This window comes from Micromonospora parva, from assembly GCF_040649675.1.
In the GTDB taxonomy this organism is placed as follows: Bacteria; Actinomycetota; Actinomycetes; order Mycobacteriales; family Micromonosporaceae; genus Micromonospora; species Micromonospora parva.
Window position 1 is genome coordinate 544639 of record NZ_JBEZFX010000003.1, and the last position, 18709, is coordinate 563347.

Below are 18709 nucleotides of genomic sequence, written 5' to 3' on the forward strand. Positions count from 1 at the left end.
CCCGGCATCCGCCGACACCTTCCGATCTGCTGACGCCACATGTTCCAGGGAGCACTCTGAGATGGCTCAACCTGTCACCGACACCGAGTCCAATCCGTTCGCCCGGCAACGCCCCAGCCGGATGCCGTACCACCGCTACCAGCCCTACCAGGAGCAGTTCCGGGTCGACCTGCCGGACCGCACCTGGCCCACCCGCACCGTCGACGCCGCCCCCCGGTGGTGCGCGGTGGATCTCCGCGACGGCAACCAGGCCCTGATCGACCCGATGTCGCCGGAGCGCAAGCGCCGGATGTTCCAGCTGCTGGTCCAGATGGGCTACAAGGAGATCGAGGTCGGCTTCCCGTCGGCCAGCCAGACCGACTTCGACTTCGTCCGGCAGCTCATCGAGCAGGACATGATCCCCGAGGACGTCACCATCCAGGTGCTCACCCAGTGCCGGGAGCACCTGATCGACCGGACGTTCGAGTCGCTGCGCGGCGCCAAGCGGGCCATCGTGCACTTCTACAACTCGACCTCCACCCTGCAGCGGCGGGTGGTCTTCGGCCTGGACAAGGACGGCATCGCCGACATCGCCACCACCGGGGCGCGGCTCTGCCAGAAGTACGCGGAGATCCACACCCCGGACACCGAGATCTTCTACGAGTACTCGCCGGAGTCGTACACGGGCACCGAGCTGGAGTACGCGCTGGAGGTCTGCTCCCGGGTGATCGACGTGATCGACCCGACCCCCGACCGGCCGCTGATCATCAACCTGCCGGCCACCGTCGAGATGGCCACCCCCAACGTGTACGCCGACTCGATCGAGTGGATGCACCGGCACCTGCCGCGCCGGGACAGCGTGGTGCTGAGCCTGCACCCGCACAACGACCGGGGCACCGGCGTTGCCGCCGCCGAGCTGGGCCTGCTGGCCGGCGCGGACCGCATCGAGGGCTGCCTGTTCGGCAACGGTGAGCGCACCGGCAACGTCGACCTGGTGACCCTGGGGCTCAACATCTTCTCCCAGGGCATCGACCCGATGATCGACTTCTCGAACATCGACGAGATCCGGCGGGCGGTCGAGTACTGCAACCAGCTGCCGGTGCACGAGCGCCACCCGTACGCGGGCGACCTGGTCTACACCGCCTTCTCCGGCTCCCACCAGGACGCCATCAAGAAGGGCTTCGACGCCCTCGCCGCCGACGCGAAGGCGGCCGGCGTGCCGGTGGACGAGCACACCTGGGCGGTGCCGTACCTGCCGATCGACCCGAAGGACCTGGGCCGCACCTACGAGGCAGTGATCCGGGTCAACTCGCAGTCCGGCAAGGGCGGCGTCGCGTACATCATGAAGAGCGAGCACCAGCTGGACCTGCCGCGCCGGCTCCAGATCGAGTTCTCCGGGGTGGTGCAGCAGGTCACCGATCACGACGGCGGCGAGGTCGACCCGGCCGCCATGTGGGAGATCTTCGCGACGCACTACCTGCTCGACCACCAGCCCGACCCGGCGGTCCGGCTGGCCGGCTACACGATCGGCACGGCGGACGGCAAGGTCGAGATCGAGGCCCACGTCGGGGTGGGCGGCGAGCAGCGGTCCCTCGCCGCGGTCGGCAACGGCCCGATCGACGCGTACGTCAACGCGCTGCAGTCGGTCGACGTGGGCGTGCGGGTGCTCGACTACCACGAGCACGCGCTCTCCTCCGGCGGTGACGCGCAGGCCGCCGCGTACGTGGAGTGTGAGGTGGACGGGAAGACGGTCTGGGGTGTCGGCACCGACGCCAACATCGTCACCGCGTCGATCAAGGCGGTCACCAGCGCCGTCAACCGCGCACGTCGCTGATCCCAGGCGTCGCGTCCCCGAGGTGGTCCGCTACCTCGGGGGCGTGGCGGCGGGCAGCGAGTGGCAGGGCTGCGACGGCGGGGCTTCCCGGGGCGGTCGGTGGACCAGCACGAGGGCCAGCACCGCGCCGGCCAGCAGCAGCCCCGCGCACCAGACCAACGCCGCGCGGTACGCGTCGGTCAGGTCGGCCTTCTGCTCGTAGCCGGCGCCGGAGAGACCGACCAGCAGCGGCAGCGCCGCCACCGCGAGCAGGCCGCCGGCACGGGACGCGGCGTTGTTGAAGCCGCTGGCGACACCGGAGAAGCGGTCCTGCACGGCGGCCAGCACCGACGCCGTCAGCGGTGCCACCACCAGGGTCAGCCCGATGCCGAAGAGCAGCACGCCGGGCAGCACGTCGCGCCAGTACGACGCGCCCGGTCCGACTCCGCGCAGCAGCAGCAGACCGACGGCGGCGATCACCGGTCCGACGGCGAGGGGCAGGCGCGGGCCGATCCGCGCCGACAGCGCGCCGGCCCGCGCCGACCCGACCAACAGCAGCAGCGTCATCGGCAGCAACGCGATGCCGGTGCGGAAGGCCGACCACTCGACCACGTTCTGCAGGTAGACGGCGAAGAAGAAGGTGAAGCCGCCGAGGGCCGCGTAGACGACCACCGTGAAAAGGTTCAGCACCGAGAAGAGTCGGCTGCTGAACAGCCCGGTGGGCAGCATCGCGGCGTCGCCCCGCCGCCGCTCCAGCAGCACGAAGGCCACCGCGGCGAGCACACCGACCGCTGCCGCGATCAGCACCTCGGCGGAGTCGAACCCGCGAGCCGGCGCGTCGATCAGGGCGTAGGTGACGCCGGCGAGCGCGAGCGCTCCGAGGAGGGCTCCGGCGACGTCGAACCGACGTCGGGTCCGATCCCGTCCCTCGATCCGGGAGGCGCTCTCGTCCCGGCTCTCCGGCACCCAGCGCAGCGCGGCCAGCAGCACCAGCACGGCGATCGGCAGGTTGAGGAAGAAGATCCAGCGCCAGGAGAGCGCGTCGATGAGCCAGCCGCCGATGAACGGGCCCAGCGCGGTGGACACGCCGGACAGCCCGGCCCAGGCACCGATCGCGCGGCCCCGGTCGTCGGGGTGGAAGCTCGACTGGAGCACCGACAGCGACCCGGGCGTGAGCAGCGCGCCGCCGGCGCCCTGGAGGAACCGCGCTCCGATCAGCCAACCGGTGTCCTGGGCGAGCCCACAGAGCACGGAGGCGGCGGTGAACCAGACCACGCCGATGAGGAAGATGCGTCGCCGGCCGAAGCGGTCCCCCAGCGCACCACCGAGCAACACGAACGCCGCCAGCATCAGCAGATAGCCGTTGATGGTCCACTGGAGATCGGCGACGTTCGCGCCGAGATCCTGCCCGAGCCTCGGCAGCGCCACGTTGACGACAGTGCTGTCGAGGAAGACCATGCCAGAGGCGAGTACGGCGGCGAGCAGCGTGCCCCGGCCGGCGGTGGTGCCCATCCGGAGGGCTGCGGCCGGCACGGGTGCGGTCATCCCACCAATCTGCCTTGCATCATGTGGGAGACGCCACGAAACGCCGAAACCGTTCCCGGGTACTGTGCGCAATCGCCGGGAGCCCCCAAGCTGGAGAGGTGTCGTCTGTGCGTACCAGATCAGGACCGCGAGCGGCGGTGGCTGCGCTTGCCGCGGCGCTGGCGCTCGGCGTGGCCGGTTGCGTCCCGCCGGATGAGCCGGCCACCCCGCCGCCGAGTGACGGCGGCAACGCGGTGGAGCAGTTGAGCGAGCTCACCGTCGCCACCGCCGGCTCGATGAAGGGCTACAGCCGGGACCGCTTCCCGCACTGGCGGGACACCGGCAAGAACTGCGACGTCCGGGACAGCATCCTCCAGCGCGACGGCAAGGACGTGAAGCTCTCCGGCTGCAACGTGGTCGGTGGGCGCTGGGAGAGCGTGTACGACGGTCGCAGCTTCTCGGATCCCTCCGACGTGGACATCGATCACATGGTGCCGTTGGCCAACGCGTGGCGCTCGGGTGCCGACGAGTGGGACAACGCGAAGCGCGGCGACTTCGCCAACGACACCACCCGTCCGCAGCTGTTCGCGGTTTCCGCCTCGTCGAACCGGGCAAAGGGTGACCAGGACCCGTCCCAGTGGAAGCCGGCAAACCGATCGTACTGGTGCAAATACGCCCAGGACTGGGTGACGGTCAAGCACTACTGGCGACTGACGGTGACCAGCGCCGAGAAGTCCGCACTGACCGACATGTTGGAGGGCTGTTGAGTGGGGAGCGAATCGTGACCGCCGCCGGGGAGGGCGTCCCGTCCGCCGCCGGTATGACCGCCGACGGCACCGCCGAGACTCCCGCCGCCGTGCCAGGTGCCGGCATGGTCGCGGATTCCGGCGGCGCGTCCGGCCCGCAGAGCCGCACCACCGACATCGTGCCCGGCCCGGGCGGCGTGATGACCGACGAGGTCGGCGTCGTCACCGGTGACCTGACGCTGCGCACCGAGTACGCGGACGGCAAGGTCACGGTGCGGGTGCAGTACAAGGACGCGGACGAGTGGTACGCGGTGACCGGCACGTCGGTCACGTTGGCCGACCCGGCCGGGCTGGACGCGGTGCACGGCGTCGCGGTGGGGCTGCTGAACCGCCCCGAGGGCTGACGACCGCCGGCACCGCGTCCTGCGGCTCAGACGTACGAACCGGGCTCGGTGGGCGCGGAGACCACGCCCGGCGCGTCCCCCTCGCCCTCGGGCCGGACGATCTGCGCGCTGACCCCGTGCGGACGCAGTTCGCCACTGGCGATCTGCTCGGCGAAGTGACACGCCACCCGGCTGCCACCGATCTCCCGCAACACCGGTCGCTCGTCGGCGCAGCGGGTGGGCTGCGCCCACGGGCAGCGCGTGTGGAAGCGGCAGCCGGACGGCGGGTTGGCCGGCGACGGCAGGTCACCGGCGAGCAGGATCCGCTCCCGGCGGTCCTCCACGTCCGGGTCCGGCACCGGCACCGCGGACATCAGCGCCCGCGTGTACGGGTGCAGCGGCTCGTTGTAGAGCCGGTCGCTCGGCGCCTCCTCGACCAACGCCCCCAGGTACATGACGCCGACCGTGTCGGAGATGTGCCGGACCACCGCGAGGTCGTGCGCGATCACCAGGTAGGTCAGCCCCAGGCTGTCCTGGAGTTCGTCCAGCAGGTTGACCACCTGGGCCTGGATCGACACGTCGAGCGCCGAGACCGGCTCGTCGGCGACGATCAGCTCCGGCCCGAGGACCAGCGCGCGGGCGATGCCGATGCGCTGCCGCTGCCCGCCGGAGAACTCGTGCGGGTAACGGGACAGCGCCCAGCGCGGCAGCCCGACCGCGTCCAGGGTCTCGCCGATGATCCGTCGACGGTCGGTGCGGTCGGCGCCGATCCCGTGGGTCTGCAGACCCTCGGTCAGGATCGACTCGACGTTCTGCCGGGGGTCGAGACTGGACATCGGGTCCTGGAAGATCATCTGCATCCGGCGACGCATGCCGCGCAGCTTGCCGGGCGGCAGCGTGGTCAACTCGACACCGTCGAAGCTGACCTCACCGGCGGTCGGCGGGGTGAGCTGGAGCAGCGCACGGCCCAACGTGGACTTGCCGCAGCCGGACTCACCCACCAGGCCGTACGTCTTGCCCCGCGCGATGCTCAGGTCGACTCCGTCGACGGCCTTCACCTGGCCGACCACCCGGTCGAAGAGCACCCCCCGTTTGATCGGGAAGTGCACCTTCAGATCGCGCACCTCGACGAGGACGTCGTTCTCGGTTCGCTCGCTACGCTCGCTCACGCTGATTCCTCCTCGCGCGGGGCGGGCACCGTGCCGGGCACCGGCTCCGGGTTCACGCACCGGTAGCTACGTCCGTCGTACGCCTGCACCAGCTCCGGCGGCTCGCCCACGCACTCGTCGATCCGTCGGGAGCAGCGCGGGGCGAAGGCACAACCGTCCGGCCAGGGCAGCAGGTCGCGGACCGAACCAGGAATCGGGTTGAGCTTCTCGCCCCGCCCGGCGTCCAGGCGCGGCACCGAACCGAGCAGACCCACCGTGTACGGGTGACGCGGCTGGCGGAACAGCGGGCGTCGGCGGGCCGTCTCCACCACCCGGCCGCCGTAGAGCACGTTCACGGTGTCGCACATGCCGGCCACCACGCCCAGATCGTGCGTGATCATCAACAGCGCGGTGCCGGAGTCCCGGACCAGTTCCTTCAGCAGCTCCAGGATCTGGGCCTGGATGGTGACGTCGAGCGCGGTGGTCGGCTCGTCGGCGATCAGCAGCCGCGGCTGGCAGGCCACCGCCATCGCGATGAGCGCACGCTGGCGCATCCCACCGGAGAGCTGGTGCGGGTACTCCTTCAGCCGCCGCTTCGGGTCGGGGATGCCGACCCGGTCGAGCAGCGCCGCCGCCTCCTTCGCCGCGGTCTCACCCTTCATCCCCCGGTGCCGGGTGAGCACCTCGGTCACCTGCAACCCGATCGGGATCACCGGGTTCAGCGAGGAGAGCGGATCCTGGAAGATCATCGCGATGTCCCGGCCCCGGATGTCCCGCCGCGACCGGTCGTCGAGCTGGAGCAGGTCGGTGCCGTCGAAGACGGCCTTGCCGCCGACCCGCAGGCCCGGCTGCTTGGGCAACAGACCCATGATCGCGAGCGAGGTGACGCTCTTGCCGCAGCCGGACTCACCGACCAGGCCGACCACCTCACCGGCGTCGACCGAGAAGGACACCCCGTCGACAGCGTGCACGGCCCGCTGACCGCGGCGGGCGAACGTGACGGCGAGATCTTCAACTTCGAGCAGTGCCATCAGGGGCCTACTTCCGCAGCTTCGGGTCGAGGGCCTCACGCATCGCCTCACCCAGCAGGGTGAAGCCGAGCGCGGTGATGATGATCGCGACCGCCGGGTAGATCGCCAGCGACGGCCGGATGCCGAGGTACTGCTGCGCGTCGGCGAGCATGACCCCCCACTCCGGTACGGCGGTGTCCGGGTTACCCAGACCGAGGAACGACAACGCCGCAGCCTCGATGATCGCGGTGGCCAGGGTCAGGGTGGCCTGCACGATCACCGGGGCGAGCGAGTTGGGCACCACGTGGGTCAGCGCGATCTTCGACTTCTTGACGCCGAGCGAGGTGGCCGCCAGCACGTAGTCGCTGTTGGCCTGCGAGATCATCGAGCCGCGCAGCAGCCGGGCGAACACCGGCACCGAGACCACACCGACAGCGATCATCACAGTGGTCAGGCTGGCCCCGAGCAGGGCGGCGATGCTCACCGCCAGCAGCAGGCTCGGCATCGCCAGCAGCATGTCGATGAAGCGCATCAGGGTGGTGTCGACCCACCGCCCCCACCGGCCGCCGAGACCGGCCGCGGCACCGGAGATGCCACCGATCAGCGCGCCGATGGCCAGACCGATCAGGGTGGAGACCACACCGACCAGCAGGGTCTGACGGGCTCCCACGATCATGCGGCTGAACTCGTCACGGCCCTGGTGGTCGTAACCGAACCAGTGATCGCCGTCGGGCCCGGGGATGACACCCGGCTTGATCAGCCCTTCCCGGATACCGATCGTGTCCGTCGGCGCGTACGGCACGAGGAACGGGCCGAGCACCGCTACCAACACGAAGAGCGCCAGGATGACCGCGCCGACGATCGCGGCCGGGTTGCCGCGCAGCCGCCGGAACGCCTCCTGCCAGAGGCTGACACCCCGCTCGTCGTCGCGGGCGGCCAGTTCGGAGAGCCGGTCGATCTTTTCGCGCTTCTTGCCCGGGCTGAGGGTCATCGCACCCTCACCCTCGGGTCGATGAAGCTGTAGGAGAGATCAACCAGGAGGTTCACCAGCACGTACACCACCGCGATGATCAGGATGAAGCCCATCAGCACCGGATAGTCGCGTTGGCCGATGGCCTCGGCGACGAACGCTCCGATGCCACTGAAGGCGAAGACGGTCTCGGTCAGCACGGCGCCGGAGAGCAGGCCGCCCGCGAGCAGACCGATCGAGGTGGCCACCGGCAGCATGGCGTTGCGCAGGACGTGCCGGCGACGGACCGTCTGCTCGGTCAGGCCCTTCGCCTCGGCGGTGCGTACGAAGTCCTCGTTGAGCACCTCGAGCACGCTCGCCCGGGTGATCCGGACGATGATCGCCAGCGGGATGCTGGCCAGCGCGATGGCGGGCAGCACCAGATGCCAGAGGGCGTCGGCTGCGGCGTCCCACTCCCGGGTCATCAACCCGTCGAGGACGAAGAAGTTGGTCACCCGGGTCGCCCCGAGCGTCGGGTCCTGCCGGCCGCTGGACGGGAACCAGTGCAGGTTCTCCGAGAAGATCGCTTTGAGCACGTAGCCCAGGAAGAAGACCGGGATGCAGATGCCGATCAGCGAGCCGCCCACAGACGCGTGGTCCAGGAAGCGGCCGCGACGACGGGCGGCCAGGTAGCCCAGCGGGATGCCGACACCGATCGCAATGATCATCGCGGTGATGGTCAGCTCGACGGTGCCGGGGAAGCGCTCGATGAACTCCGTGGTGACCGCCCGCTTGGTGGAGGTCGAGGTGCCCAGATCAAGCTTGATCATCCGCCGTACGAAGCGGCCGTACTGGACCAGGATGGGCTCGTCGAGCCCCATGTTGCGGCGGATCGCGGCCCGCATCTCGGGGGTGCCGCGCTCGCCGAGGATGGCGGTCTCGGGGCCGCCGGGGAGACGGCGGAGCCAGATGAAGAGCAGGAGGGAGAGCCCGAACAGCGTGGGTATCAGCTGAAGCAGGCGCCTGACGATGAACCGGAACACGGCGGCCTCGAAGGGGTGCGGAGGGTTGCGGGCGGGCGCTGTGCGACAGCGCCCGCCCGCGTTCCTTGCTGCGTCAGATCAGGACTTACTTGAACTCGGCGGTGGCGAAACGCTCGTCGGTGAGCGGGCTCGCCTTGACGCCGGTCACGTCCTTGCCGAACACGATCGCCGGCGGCGAGTGCGAGATCGGCACACCGGGCAGGAACTCCATCACGGACTTGTTCAGGGCCTTGTACTTCTCGGTACGGGCCGCGATGTCCGCGGTGGTGTCCGCGTCCTTGAACTGGTCGAACAGGGCCTTGTTGTTGAAGCCCCACTCGTCCTTCGGCCGGTCGAAGAAGGTGCCGATGAAGTTGTAGGCGTCGCCGTAGTCACCGGTCCAGCCCAGGAAGTGGATGTCGTGCTTGCTACCCGAGGTGGTGGCGTTCAGGTAGTCCGGGCTCCACTTCAGCGGGATCGCCTCGACGGTGATGCCAACGGCCTTCAGGTCCGCCGAGAGCAACTCGAAGATGTCCTTCGGGTTCGGCATGTACGGCCGGGTGACCTCGGTCGGGTAGTGGAACTTCAGGGTCAGGTTCGACGCGCCCGCCTCGGCCAGCAGCGCCTTCGCCTTGGCCGGGTCGTAGGTGTACTTCGGAACGTCGCCGTTCCAGCCCTCGACGGTGTCCGGCATGAAGTTGTCGGCGACCTTGGCGCCCGGCGGCAGCTTGGAGGTGACCAGCTGCTCACGGTTCAGGGCGTACGCGATGGCCTGCCGGACCCGGAGGTCGGCGAGCTTCGGGTTGCCCTTCTGGTTGATCGCCAGGTAGAGCACGTTGAACGCCGGGCGGGTGAGCATGTTGAAGCCTTCGCTCTTCAACGGCTCGACGTCGGCCGGGCCAACCAGGTCGTAGCCCTGGATGTCACCGGAGCGCAGCGCCTGCTTGCGGGCGTTCTCGTCCGAGATCGTCTTGAAGATGAGGGTCTTCAGCTTGGCCTTGGGGCCCGAGTAGTCCTCGTTGCGCTCCAAGGTCAGCGTCTTGTTCGCGACGTCCCAGGCCTTGAACTTGAACGGGCCGGTGCCGGTCGGGTGCTCCGTCGCGTACGCCGGGTACTTGATGTCCTCGGCGCTGCCCGCGACGTTGCTGGCGTCGAACTCCTGCAGCGCCTTCGGGCTGTGGATGGAGAACGAGGGGAGCATCAGCGCGGCCGGGATCTTGCTGGAGACCCGGGTGAACGAGAGGTCCACAGTGGTCGCGTCCTTGGCGGTGCACGACTTGAAGAGGCTCGGCGGAAGGTCCGCGTTCTCGTTGTTGGCGAAGCCGCCCATGACGTCCTGCCAGTACGCCGTAACATCCGGGCTCTGCATGAGGCCCTTGGCGTTGTACCAGCGGTTGAAGTTGACGCAGACGGCCTCGGCGTTGAAGTCGGTGCCGTCGTGGAACTTCACGCCCGAGCGGAGCTTGAAGGTCCAGGTGGTGCCGGCAGCGTCCGGGGTCCAGGACTCGGCCAGGCCGGGGGTGACCTTCGTGCCACCCTCCTCCGGCCGGACCAGGGTCTCGAAGACCTGACGCGCCACACGCAGCGACTCACCGTCGCTGGCGAAGCTCGGGTCGAGCACCTTCGGGTCTCCGGCGACGCCGAAGACGAGGGTGTCCTTCTTGCTTCCACCGGATTTGTCGTCGCGGTTGCTCTCGGCGCAGCCTGCTACCGCGAGGGCCGCGACCGCGACGGCCGCGATCGCGACCTTCGGCCTGGGTGCACGCATGTGTGCTTCACCTCGTCCTTGGGGGTACGGACAACGTGGTGACAGGGGTCACCGATGGCGGTGACCATAGCTCCCGATGCGACCAGCCGGAAACAGCCGGGTGGACTGTTGGTATCGGATCGTGCCTCAACCGCCGCTTGACATTCGATTCGTAGGTAAACGGCGGCCAAAACCGATCAATCAGCACCCGCGATGCCAAACTGTTACGTCGAACAGCCCCGATGAGGGCACAGGTGTCAGATCATTTCCGGGCAGGGACACAGCGGTGGCCGGCACCCACCCGGGTGCCGGCCACCGGTCGTACGCCAGGGGGTCAGACCGCGCGACGCCCCTCGAAGGCCCGACCGAGGGTGATCTCGTCGGCGTACTCCAGGTCGCCGCCGACCGGCAGCCCGCTGGCCAGCCGGGTCACCGAGATGCCCATCGGCTTCACCATCAACGCCAGGTAGGTCGCTGTCGCCTCGCCCTCGGTGTTCGGGTCTGTGGCCAGGATCAGCTCCCGCACCCCGCCGCCACCGAGCCGGATCATCAGCTCCCGGATGCGCAGATTGTCCGGGCCGATCCCCTCCAGCGGATTGATCGCACCGCCCAGCACGTGGTAGCGACCGCGGAACTCACCAGTCCGCTCGATGGCCACCACGTCCTTGGGCTCCTCCACCACGCACAGCACCTCGTCGGTGCGGCGCGGGTCGCGGCAGATCCGGCACTGCTCGGACTCGGCCACGTTGTAGCAAGTAGTGCAGAACCGGACCAGCTCCTTGACCTTGCGCAGCGCGCCGGCCAGCCGGTTGACGTCGGCCGGATCCGCCGAGAGAACGTGGAACGCGATCCGCTGAGCGCTCTTCGGACCCACGCCCGGCAGCCGACCCAGTTCGTCGATCAGATCCTGGATGGCACCTTCGTACATCTGCCGGCTCAGAAACCGGGCAGGCCGAGGCCGCCCATGCCGCCGGCGACCGGGCCCATCTTGCGCTCGGTCAGCTCCCGGGCCGCCTCGGCGGCGTTGTGCACGGCCGCGATGACCAGATCCTCCAGCGTCTCCACGTCCTCCGGGTCGACGGCCTTCGGGTCGATCTTGATGGCCTTCAGCTCACCGGAGCCGGAGACGGTCGCGGTGACCAGCCCGCCACCGGCGGTGCCGGTCAGCTCGGCCTCGGCCAGCTCGGCCTGCGCGGCGGCGATCTGCTGCTGCATCTTCTGCGCCTGCTTCAGCATCTGCTGCATGTTCGGCTGTCCACCTGGGCGCACGGGATGGCTCCTTCTCGCACTCGTCTGCTCGACCGCCGCTCAGCCTATCCGCTGGGACCGACCTCGCCCCGCCCGGTGCGTCCGCCCACGCCGGGCGCTCCGGGTACGGCTACCCCTACCCCGAACCGGCCATCTGGTGGTAGTGCGCCCACGCCGCCGCACTGGTCTGCTCGGGGTATGAACCTCACCCGTACCGGCCGGGTCGGCGCGCTGTGCTGGCTGGCGGCCACGCCCGTCTTCCTCGTCGCCAGTCTGGTCACCGGGCTGCGCTGGCGCGAGCCGACCTACAGCTGGGCCACCCACAACATCAGCGACCTCGGCAACGTCCACTGCGGCAGCTGGGACACCACCCGCCCCCGCTACGTCTGCTCGCCGTGGCACCCGCTGATGAACACCGCGACAGTGGCCACCGCCGTACTGCTCGCCGTCGGGCTCCTGCTGACCTGGCGGATCCTCGGCCGCGGCCCGGTGGTGCGGTCGGCTCAGACCCTCCTGTTGCTGGCCGCCGGCGGATACGCCCTAGCGGCCGGCTACCCGGCCGACGTCGACGAGAACCTGCACGTTCTCGGCGCATTCCTGATCATGGGTCTGGGCAACGTCGGTCTGCTCCTCGCCGGCTTCGCCCCGAGCGGCACGACACTCGGCCGGTACCGACGACTCACCCTCACCGCAGGGCTCATCGCGCTGGTCGGGACGGCATTGTTCGCCGCCCAGCAGGGCCTGGGAATCGGGGTAGGCGGCATGGAACGAATAGCCGTCCTACCCTTCCCCCTCTGGGCCTGCTGCCTGGGAGTCTCGCTGGCCGAACCCCCTCCCCTGCGCGATCTTGCACTTTCCGCGCCGACATCGGAGGGCATTCTGTCCTTTTCGACTACTGAAACTGCAAGATCGGCGAGCTGGGGGCGGGGCGAGGGCTAGCGGGCGTCGACTTCGTTGATCTTCTCGGCGCCGAAGGTTTCCCGGAGCAGCCGTACCGCCTGCTCCTCGCTCGACTCCCGTGCGGTCTTCTCGTCGATGATCTCGTCCAACGGCTCGTCGCCCGGGTCGAACCCCTCATAGACCGGGGTCGCCGCCGGTGCCGCGCCGCCGGGCCGGCCGGCTCGCGTCGGACCATCGAAGTCCGGGTCGTAGGGCGGCTCGCCGGCCCATTCGGCGTCCGCGATGGGCCGGGCCGCCGCTCCGGTACGCGCACCGCGCCCCGCCGCCGCCGCGCGAGCCGCGGCGATGGCGCTGCTCACCGGGGCACCACCGGCTGTCGCCGGCTGCCGGGCCACCGGGGCCGGGTTACCCCGCCCGCCCGGCCTACCGCCACCGGCCGCCGCCCCGGGACCACCCGAACCGCCGGGTCCGGCACCGTTCGCACCGCCGCCGCCGTTGGTGCCGTTGGTGCCGGTGCCGTTGGTGCCGCTGCCGGTCACCGCGCCGCCGTTGGTGCCGCTGCCGTTCGCGCCCCCGCCGTACGCGCCGGTCGACGCCGATGCGGGCTGGGAGCCGTCCGGGCTCGACCCGCTGCCGGCCGACGCGCCGCCGGGTCGGGCGGCCTCCGGCCAGTCCTCGTCATCCGTCGCCTCGGCGACGGGCGCACCGCCGCCGGGTCGGGCCGCCTCCGGCCAGTCGCCCTCGTCGTCCGCCGCCGGGGTGGACAGCACCGCACCCTGTCGACCCGCACCGTGACCACCGCTACCCGCGCCGACACCGCCCCGCGAAGCCGGGCCGGCAGCGCCGGTCGGGTTCACCGCCGTGCGCGGCCCACTCGTCGGGCCGGCAGCGCCGGTCGGGGCGTTGGGTGTCGGGGTTCCCCCTGGCCCGGCGACGTTCGCACCTGGCGCGTTCGTGCCAGCCGTTGCGCCGACGCCTGGCCCGGAGTTCGAGCCAGGCGCAGCGTCGGGGCCTGACGCAGGGTCGAAGCCCGGCGCGTGGCTGGAGCCCGGCGCAGCGTTCGACCCTGACGCAGGGTCGAAGCCTGACGCGGAGTTCGAGCCCGGCGCAGGGTTGAAGCCAGAGGCAGGGTTCGAGCCCGGCGCGGAGGGCGAGCCAGGGGCGTTCGAGTTCGGAACGGCTGGCGGCGCGCTCGTCGGGCCGGCCGTCGGGGTCGCGGCGGGCGGGGCTGCGGGGCGGGCCGGGGCGGCGGGTTGCGAGCGCGGAGGGCCGGACAGCGACGCGCCGCCGCGCTCGCCGGCCACCTCACACCGGATCTGCCAGCGCCCGCCCAACTCCTCGTAGAGCGCGTCGGTGAGTACCGCCGCGTGGTCGGCCATCATCTTGGCGAGCACTGTGGACTTCACCGTCAGGACCAGCATGTCGCCGTCGAGTTCACGGACCACCGCGTCCCGCATCAGGGCGGCGATCCGCTTGTTGGTCCGGTTGACCTTGCCGACCACGTCGGGCCAGACGCGGCGCACCGCGACCGCGTCCAGCGCGGGGGCCGGTGCCCCCGGACGGGGCGGCGCGGGCGTGGCCGGGTCGGGAAGCACCGCCGACGGTGGCACCACGCGACGCGGGGCCGGCCCGGCGGGCGAGACGGGGACGGTCGGGTCAGCGGCGGCCGAGCCGGTCGACGCGCCCGGAGACGCCGGGATCGGCGAGTCGGCCGTCGACACGTACGAGGCCGGCGCACCGGAGGTCGGAGCACCCGAGCTGGGAGCGCTTGACATCGAAGCGCCGAAGGCGGGTGCCCCGGTGGCCGAGGCGGCCGGCGCGGGAGCACCCGGGGCCGCAACGCCCCGGGTCGGGGACGCGGCCGGGTCGACCTCCCACGGCGGGGCGGAGGTCGGGGCGTTCGCGGGGGTGGCGGCAGCCGGGACCGGTGCGGCGGGCTGTGGGCGTACCCCTGGGTGGTTGGCGGGCGCGGAGCCGGCGGCTGCCGACGGCGCGTCGGTGCCGCCCAGGGTGAGCCGGCGTTCCATCCGTTCCAGGCGCTGGAGGAGGCCGCCGGTGGTGTCGTCGACGCCGGGCAGCAGCATCCGCGCGCAGATCAGCTCCAGCAGCAGGCGGGGCGCTGTGGTGCCGCGCATCTCCACCAGGCCGTCGTGCACGATGTCGGCGCAACGGGAGAGCGTGGCCGGGCCGAGTTGCGAGGCCTGGGCGGCCATTCGCTCGATCTGGTCGGCCGGACCGTCGATCAGGCCCTTCGCGGCGGCGTCCGGCACCTGCTGGATCACGATCAGGTCGCGCAGCCGTTCCAGCAGGTCGGAGGCGAACCGGCGCGGGTCGTGACCGGCCTCGGCGACCCGGTCGACGGTGGCGTACGCGGCGGCCCCGTCCCCGGCGGCCAGCGCGTCGCACATCTCGTCGATCAACGCGGCGTCGGTGACCCCGAGCAGCGCGGCGGCCCGGGCATAGGTGACCCCCTCCGGGCCGGCCCCGGCGATGAGCTGGTCGAGCACGGAGAGGCTGTCCCGGGCGCTGCCGCCGCCGGCGCGGACCACCAGCGGGAAGACCGCCGGCTCGACGGCGACGCCCTCGGCCTGGGTGAGCTGCTCCAGGTACGGGCGGAGCACCTTCGGCGGGATCAGCCGGAACGGGTAGTGGTGGGTCCGCGACCGGATCGTGCCGAGGACCTTCTCCGGCTCGGTGGTGGCGAAGATGAACTTGACGTACTCCGGAGGCTCCTCGACCAGCTTGAGCAGGGCGTTGAAGCCCTGGGTCGAGACCATGTGCGCCTCGTCGATGACGTAGATCTTGAAGCGGCTGCTGGCTGGCGCGAAGAAGGCGCGCTCGCGCAGCTCACGGGCGTCGTCGACACCACCGTGGCTGGCCGCGTCGATCTCGATCACGTCGATCGAACCGGCGCCGTCGGTGGCCAGCGAGCGGCAGGACTCACACTTGCCGCACGGCTCCGGGGTGGGGCCCTGCTCACAGTTGAGCGACCGGGCCAGGATCCGGGCGCTGGAGGTCTTGCCGCAGCCGCGTGGGCCGGAGAAGAGGTAGGCGTGGTTGAGCCGTCCGCTGCGCAGCGCCTGCGACAGCGGCTCGGTCACGTGCTCCTGACCGATGACCTCAGCGAAGGTACGCGGCCGGTACTTGCGGTAGAGCGCCAGCGTCACTCGTCCCGCCTCCTCTCGACCGAGCCATTCTGCGCCGGTCGGGCGCGGGTGACCACCCACCCCGCCGCGGCGCCCGGGCCTACGGACTTGATCGACTCGGCTTCCTGGAAACCGCGATGTCCGTCTGGCCGGGACACCGCGACATCATGAATGTCGAGTGGATCAACCAGCCCACAGACAAAAAGGCCTCCCGTGCACCCGGCAGAGCTCGCTTATCCTTGCTGCCTTCCGGCCCTGGGGAGGTTCACGAGATACCGCCGCACGGGAGGTGACGCCCAGCCTACCCGACCGCCCGTCGATCTTCAGGGGGTGGTGGGGTGGCCCGGCCGACACGGGCCTGTATCCTGGCTCGCGGAGGATTCGCCTAGAGGCCTAGGGCGCACGCTTGGAAAGCGTGTTGGGTTTACACCCTCACGAGTTCGAATCTCGTATCCTCCGCTCACCTGAGCAGCACGAACGACAGGGCCGGCCCCAACGGGACCGGCCCTGAGTCGTCTGCGCGGTGACGTCAGCCGGCCACCTGGACGTGCCGGGGCGTCGCCTTCAGCAGGGACACCTTGTGGTGCTGAGCGCGACGCCACCCCGGGTGATGGTCTGGACGCCGTCCGCGGCCTGCGCGGGGGCACTCACCGCCAGGCCGGCCAGCACGATGGGGAGAACCAGGAGAGGTGCGCTTCGTTGCACAGAGACCCCGTTTCGACAGGCGCCAGGAAACCATAGGCAGCCGACCGGGCCATCGAAATGAGGCGAACGGACAGTGCGATGACGAACCACCCCGGCTGATTCGGGGGTGAGCGCGGACGGCGGGTACGGTCCCGGGGCCGGTGGAGCCCGCCGCCGTCGTACACATGTTCTATCCACACCCTGTGGACGACGGGGGACTGATGAGTTACCAGCTCAGCGCGGTGGTCGCGGACGCCGAACTGCTCCGCGAGCAGACCGCCGAGCTGGACCACGCCGTCCTTGGCGAACTGCGTCAGGACTTCGCGTTGCTGCCGGTCACCCCACAGTTGGTGATCGAACTGACCGGGTCGTTACCGGATTTCGCGACTGACGACCGGAGCGCCGAGCGTCCGTTCGGCCTGGTGCTGTCCACGGCCCTGGTCGAGGTGCTGAGCCGCTGGTCGCGGTCGGGGCCGGTGGCATACCTGGAGGCGGAGTTCGGTGCCGGCGCCGGCTACCAGTCGGCGGCGGTGTGGTTGGGCGGGGAGCTGTCCTGGGGCCCGTGCTTCGACGACGAGTTGGAAGCGCCGCGCCCGCTCTGGCCGATCAACGGGGCCCTGACCCGGCTCGGCGTCGAGCCCGGCACCTGGATCGACCCGTTCGCCGAACTGGGGTTGCACCTGGAGCGAAACACCGACGGCTGGTTGGCACACGGGCGGCGCCGGCTCAGCGCCGACTACTGGGACGAGCTGGTCGAGCAGTGGGAAAATCAGTAATCCGGCCACTGGCAGCAACCTGAATGCTCCCGTTCCGTTGGGGACTGGGGGATTCCATGAAATTGCGACAATTTGCGTTTATCGCCACGCTGATGACTGCTGCCTCAATCGCCGGCAGCGGCGTACCACCAACCGGGCCGATCCCGGACGGTCGGCCCGTCGGCAGCGTGGAGATCATCGACCTGAACGGCCTACGGAACATCGAATTCGGTGCCACCGAGGACGAGCTGACCAGACGCGGCATCCTGCGTACCAGCCTGGACGCCTGCGGGCCGGTGCTCGCCGGCCACGACACCGTCAGCCCGGTCTTCATGGACGACAAACTCGTGCTGCTCTGGGTCGGCGACCCGATGCGGACACCGGAGGGCATCACCGTCGGCTCGCCCGTCGACCAGGTCTGGGACAGCTACCCCCAGGTCAGCCGACTTCGCGCTCCACAGGGGACACATCGCCTCGACGGGCTGCTCGCCCGCAGCGGCGACCGCGCGTACCTGTTCCTCCACGACGGGCGCACGGTCCGGAAAACCATCGCCGGGTACGCCGACTGGGCCCGCCGCCTCTTCCACGACGGCGTCGGCCCCTGCTGACCCACCACCACCGCGCTACCGGCCGACGAAGAAACGCCCGACTCGATCCTCGCGGGTCGAACCGGGCGTTTCCGCACTACAGAGCGGTGGCGGAGGGATTTGAACCCTCGGAGGGCGTTAACCCTCACACGCTTTCGAGGCGTGCTCCTTAGGCCGCTCGGACACGCCACCGCCGACGAGGGTACAGGACCGCTGGTTCCGACGCCGAACCGGTATCGCCCGGGCCGGCCTGGCAGGATCTTTGCCATGAGTACGCACATCGGCGCGAAGCCGGGCGAGATCGCCGAGCGGGTCCTGATGCCGGGTGACCCCCTGCGGGCCAAGTGGATCGCGGAGACCTACCTCGAGGGCGCCACCTGCTACTCGACGGTCCGGGGCATGCTGGGCTTCACCGGCCGCTGGAACGGCGTCGAGGTTTCCGTCCAGGGCTCCGGCATGGGCATGCCGTCGGCCTCCATCTACGCCCACGAGCTGATCAACGAGTACGGCGTGAAGACGCTGATCCGGGTCGGCTCCTGCGGTGCCCTCAGCACCGACCTGCAACTGCGGGACGTGGTGGCGGCGATCGGGTCGTCCACCGACTCGAACATGAACCGGATGCGCTTCGACGGGCTGATCGACTACGCCCCGGTGGCCGACTTCGGGCTGCTGCGGACGGCGGTCGAGGTGGCGGAGCGGCGCGGCATCAGCATGCACGTCGGGCCGATCCTGGCGGCGGACGCCTTCTACACCGACCGGCCGGACCTCTACGACACCCTCGCCGACTACGGCGTGCTGGCCGTGGAGATGGAGTCGGCGGCGCTCTACACGATCGCCGCGCGGTTCAAGGCCCGCGCGCTGACCGTGTTGACCGTCAGCGACCACATCAAGACCGGCGAGAAGACCACCTCCGAGGAGCGGGAGCAGACCTTCAGCCAGATGGTCGAGATCGCCCTCGACACGATCATCGCCTGACCCGTTCCGGCGGCAATACCGCGAAGAGCGTGATGACTGTGTGGCATCAAGATGCCTCAGAGTCATCACGCTCTTTCGCATCAGGCCGCCGGG

The 18709-nt window shown here is 70.3% G+C and carries 16 protein-coding genes, 2 tRNA genes and 1 other RNA gene; 8 read left to right on the forward strand and 11 right to left on the reverse strand.

Annotated features, from left to right (window positions below):
* Positions 1-61: 61 nt before the first annotated feature.
* Positions 62-1813, forward strand: coding sequence for a 2-isopropylmalate synthase (gene leuA, locus AB0C03_RS11035; protein WP_030328119.1), 1752 nt, complete (start codon positions 62-64; stop codon positions 1811-1813).
* A gap of 30 nt (positions 1814-1843) precedes the next feature.
* Here leuA and AB0C03_RS11040 read toward each other — a convergent pair whose 3' ends face one another.
* Positions 1844-3337, reverse strand: a complete 1494-nt coding sequence (locus tag AB0C03_RS11040) for an MFS transporter (protein ID WP_357636153.1) — start codon at positions 3335-3337, stop codon at positions 1844-1846.
* A gap of 107 nt (positions 3338-3444) precedes the next feature.
* On the opposite strand from AB0C03_RS11040, the gene AB0C03_RS11045 reads away from it, so the two are divergent.
* Both AB0C03_RS11045 and AB0C03_RS11050 read left to right on the forward strand, forming a co-directional pair.
* Positions 3445-4083 carry an HNH endonuclease family protein gene (locus tag AB0C03_RS11045; RefSeq protein WP_036410691.1) on the forward strand — a complete coding sequence of 213 codons (639 nt, stop codon included), beginning with the start codon at positions 3445-3447 and terminating at the stop codon, positions 4081-4083.
* Positions 4077-4466: a hypothetical protein gene (locus tag AB0C03_RS11050; RefSeq protein ID WP_051708139.1), complete on the forward strand. Its 390-nt coding sequence runs from the start codon at positions 4077-4079 to the stop codon at positions 4464-4466. Before AB0C03_RS11045 ends, AB0C03_RS11050 begins: the two co-directional genes overlap by 7 nt.
* Positions 4467-4492: 26 nt before the next feature.
* Here the strand turns inward: AB0C03_RS11050 and AB0C03_RS11055 are convergent, their stop codons facing one another.
* The 7 genes from AB0C03_RS11055 to AB0C03_RS11085 all read right to left on the reverse strand — a co-directional run bounded on the left by AB0C03_RS11055 (position 4493) and on the right by AB0C03_RS11085 (position 11566).
* Positions 4493-5614, reverse strand: a complete 1122-nt coding sequence (locus tag AB0C03_RS11055) for an ABC transporter ATP-binding protein (RefSeq protein ID WP_030328126.1) — start codon at positions 5612-5614, stop codon at positions 4493-4495.
* On the reverse strand, positions 5611-6624 hold the full coding sequence (locus tag AB0C03_RS11060; RefSeq protein WP_030328128.1) for an ABC transporter ATP-binding protein: 1014 nt from the start codon (positions 6622-6624) through the stop codon (positions 5611-5613). Before AB0C03_RS11060 ends, AB0C03_RS11055 begins: the two co-directional genes overlap by 4 nt.
* Positions 6625-6631: 7 nt before the next feature.
* Positions 6632-7594, reverse strand: a complete 963-nt coding sequence (locus AB0C03_RS11065; protein WP_030328130.1) for an ABC transporter permease — start codon at positions 7592-7594, stop codon at positions 6632-6634.
* Positions 7591-8595, reverse strand: a complete 1005-nt coding sequence (locus tag AB0C03_RS11070; RefSeq protein ID WP_030328131.1) for an ABC transporter permease — start codon at positions 8593-8595, stop codon at positions 7591-7593. The genes AB0C03_RS11065 and AB0C03_RS11070 overlap by 4 nt, the downstream gene beginning before the upstream one ends.
* 85 nt (positions 8596-8680) lie before the next feature.
* Positions 8681-10342 (reverse strand): ABC transporter substrate-binding protein, encoded by a 1662-nt coding sequence (locus tag AB0C03_RS11075; protein WP_030328133.1) that lies wholly within the window; start codon positions 10340-10342, stop codon positions 8681-8683.
* A 313-nt stretch (positions 10343-10655) separates the two neighbouring features.
* Positions 10656-11249, reverse strand: coding sequence for a recombination mediator RecR (recR, locus tag AB0C03_RS11080; protein ID WP_030328135.1), 594 nt, complete (start codon positions 11247-11249; stop codon positions 10656-10658).
* An 8-nt stretch (positions 11250-11257) separates the two neighbouring features.
* On the reverse strand, positions 11258-11566 hold the full coding sequence (locus AB0C03_RS11085; protein WP_030328137.1) for a YbaB/EbfC family nucleoid-associated protein: 309 nt from the start codon (positions 11564-11566) through the stop codon (positions 11258-11260).
* 201 nt (positions 11567-11767) lie between these two features.
* Here AB0C03_RS11085 and AB0C03_RS11090 point away from each other — a divergent pair, with 201 nt between their 5' ends.
* Positions 11768-12508 (forward strand): DUF998 domain-containing protein, encoded by a 741-nt coding sequence (locus AB0C03_RS11090; RefSeq protein WP_357636161.1) that lies wholly within the window; start codon positions 11768-11770, stop codon positions 12506-12508.
* Here AB0C03_RS11090 and AB0C03_RS11095 read toward each other — a convergent pair.
* Complete coding sequence (locus tag AB0C03_RS11095; protein WP_357636164.1) at positions 12505-15636, reverse strand: DNA polymerase III subunit gamma and tau; 3132 nt, start codon at positions 15634-15636, stop codon at positions 12505-12507. The two genes, AB0C03_RS11090 and AB0C03_RS11095, sit on opposite strands and share 4 nt — an antisense overlap.
* A gap of 181 nt (positions 15637-15817) precedes the next feature.
* Positions 15818-15907: signal recognition particle sRNA small type (gene ffs / locus AB0C03_RS11100), an RNA gene on the reverse strand.
* An 82-nt stretch (positions 15908-15989) separates the two neighbouring features.
* Between ffs and AB0C03_RS11105 the strand changes: the two genes are divergently transcribed.
* From AB0C03_RS11105 to AB0C03_RS11115, 3 genes are all read left to right on the forward strand, one after another.
* Positions 15990-16074, forward strand: a tRNA-Ser gene (locus AB0C03_RS11105).
* A 446-nt stretch (positions 16075-16520) separates the two neighbouring features.
* A complete protein-coding gene (locus tag AB0C03_RS11110) occupies positions 16521-17075 on the forward strand; it encodes a hypothetical protein (RefSeq protein WP_210861644.1) in 555 nt (184 codons plus the stop codon).
* A 92-nt stretch (positions 17076-17167) separates the two neighbouring features.
* A complete protein-coding gene (locus AB0C03_RS11115) occupies positions 17168-17662 on the forward strand; it encodes a hypothetical protein (RefSeq protein ID WP_030328144.1) in 495 nt (164 codons plus the stop codon).
* An 84-nt stretch (positions 17663-17746) separates the two neighbouring features.
* Here AB0C03_RS11115 and AB0C03_RS11120 read toward each other — a convergent pair.
* Positions 17747-17833 (reverse strand) — tRNA-Ser (locus AB0C03_RS11120).
* Positions 17834-17908: 75 nt separating this feature from the next.
* Here AB0C03_RS11120 and deoD point away from each other — a divergent pair.
* The gene (gene deoD, locus AB0C03_RS11125; protein ID WP_357636167.1) at positions 17909-18616 is read left to right on the forward strand and encodes a purine-nucleoside phosphorylase; all 708 of its coding nucleotides are present in this window, start codon (positions 17909-17911) and stop codon (positions 18614-18616) included.
* Positions 18617-18709: the final 93 nt, after the last annotated feature.

What these genes read in the sequence shown, in the direction of transcription:
- leuA (WP_030328119.1), top strand. Translation starts at nt 62, where the DNA reads ATGGCTCAACCTGTCACCGACACCGAGTCCAATCCGTTCGCCCGGCAA.
- AB0C03_RS11040 (WP_357636153.1), bottom strand. Translation starts at nt 3,337, where the DNA reads ATGACCGCACCCGTGCCGGCCGCAGCCCTCCGGATGGGCACCACCGCC.
- AB0C03_RS11060 (WP_030328128.1), bottom strand. Translation starts at nt 6,624, where the DNA reads ATGGCACTGCTCGAAGTTGAAGATCTCGCCGTCACGTTCGCCCGCCGC.
- AB0C03_RS11065 (WP_030328130.1), bottom strand. Translation starts at nt 7,594, where the DNA reads ATGACCCTCAGCCCGGGCAAGAAGCGCGAAAAGATCGACCGGCTCTCC.
- AB0C03_RS11075 (WP_030328133.1), bottom strand. Translation starts at nt 10,342, where the DNA reads ATGCGTGCACCCAGGCCGAAGGTCGCGATCGCGGCCGTCGCGGTCGCG.
- recR (WP_030328135.1), bottom strand. Translation starts at nt 11,249, where the DNA reads ATGTACGAAGGTGCCATCCAGGATCTGATCGACGAACTGGGTCGGCTG.
- AB0C03_RS11085 (WP_030328137.1), bottom strand. Translation starts at nt 11,566, where the DNA reads ATGCAGCAGATGCTGAAGCAGGCGCAGAAGATGCAGCAGCAGATCGCC.
- AB0C03_RS11090 (WP_357636161.1), top strand. Translation starts at nt 11,768, where the DNA reads ATGAACCTCACCCGTACCGGCCGGGTCGGCGCGCTGTGCTGGCTGGCG.
- AB0C03_RS11110 (WP_210861644.1), top strand. Translation starts at nt 16,521, where the DNA reads ATGAGTTACCAGCTCAGCGCGGTGGTCGCGGACGCCGAACTGCTCCGC.
- AB0C03_RS11115 (WP_030328144.1), top strand. Translation starts at nt 17,168, where the DNA reads ATGACTGCTGCCTCAATCGCCGGCAGCGGCGTACCACCAACCGGGCCG.
- deoD (WP_357636167.1), top strand. Translation starts at nt 17,909, where the DNA reads ATGAGTACGCACATCGGCGCGAAGCCGGGCGAGATCGCCGAGCGGGTC.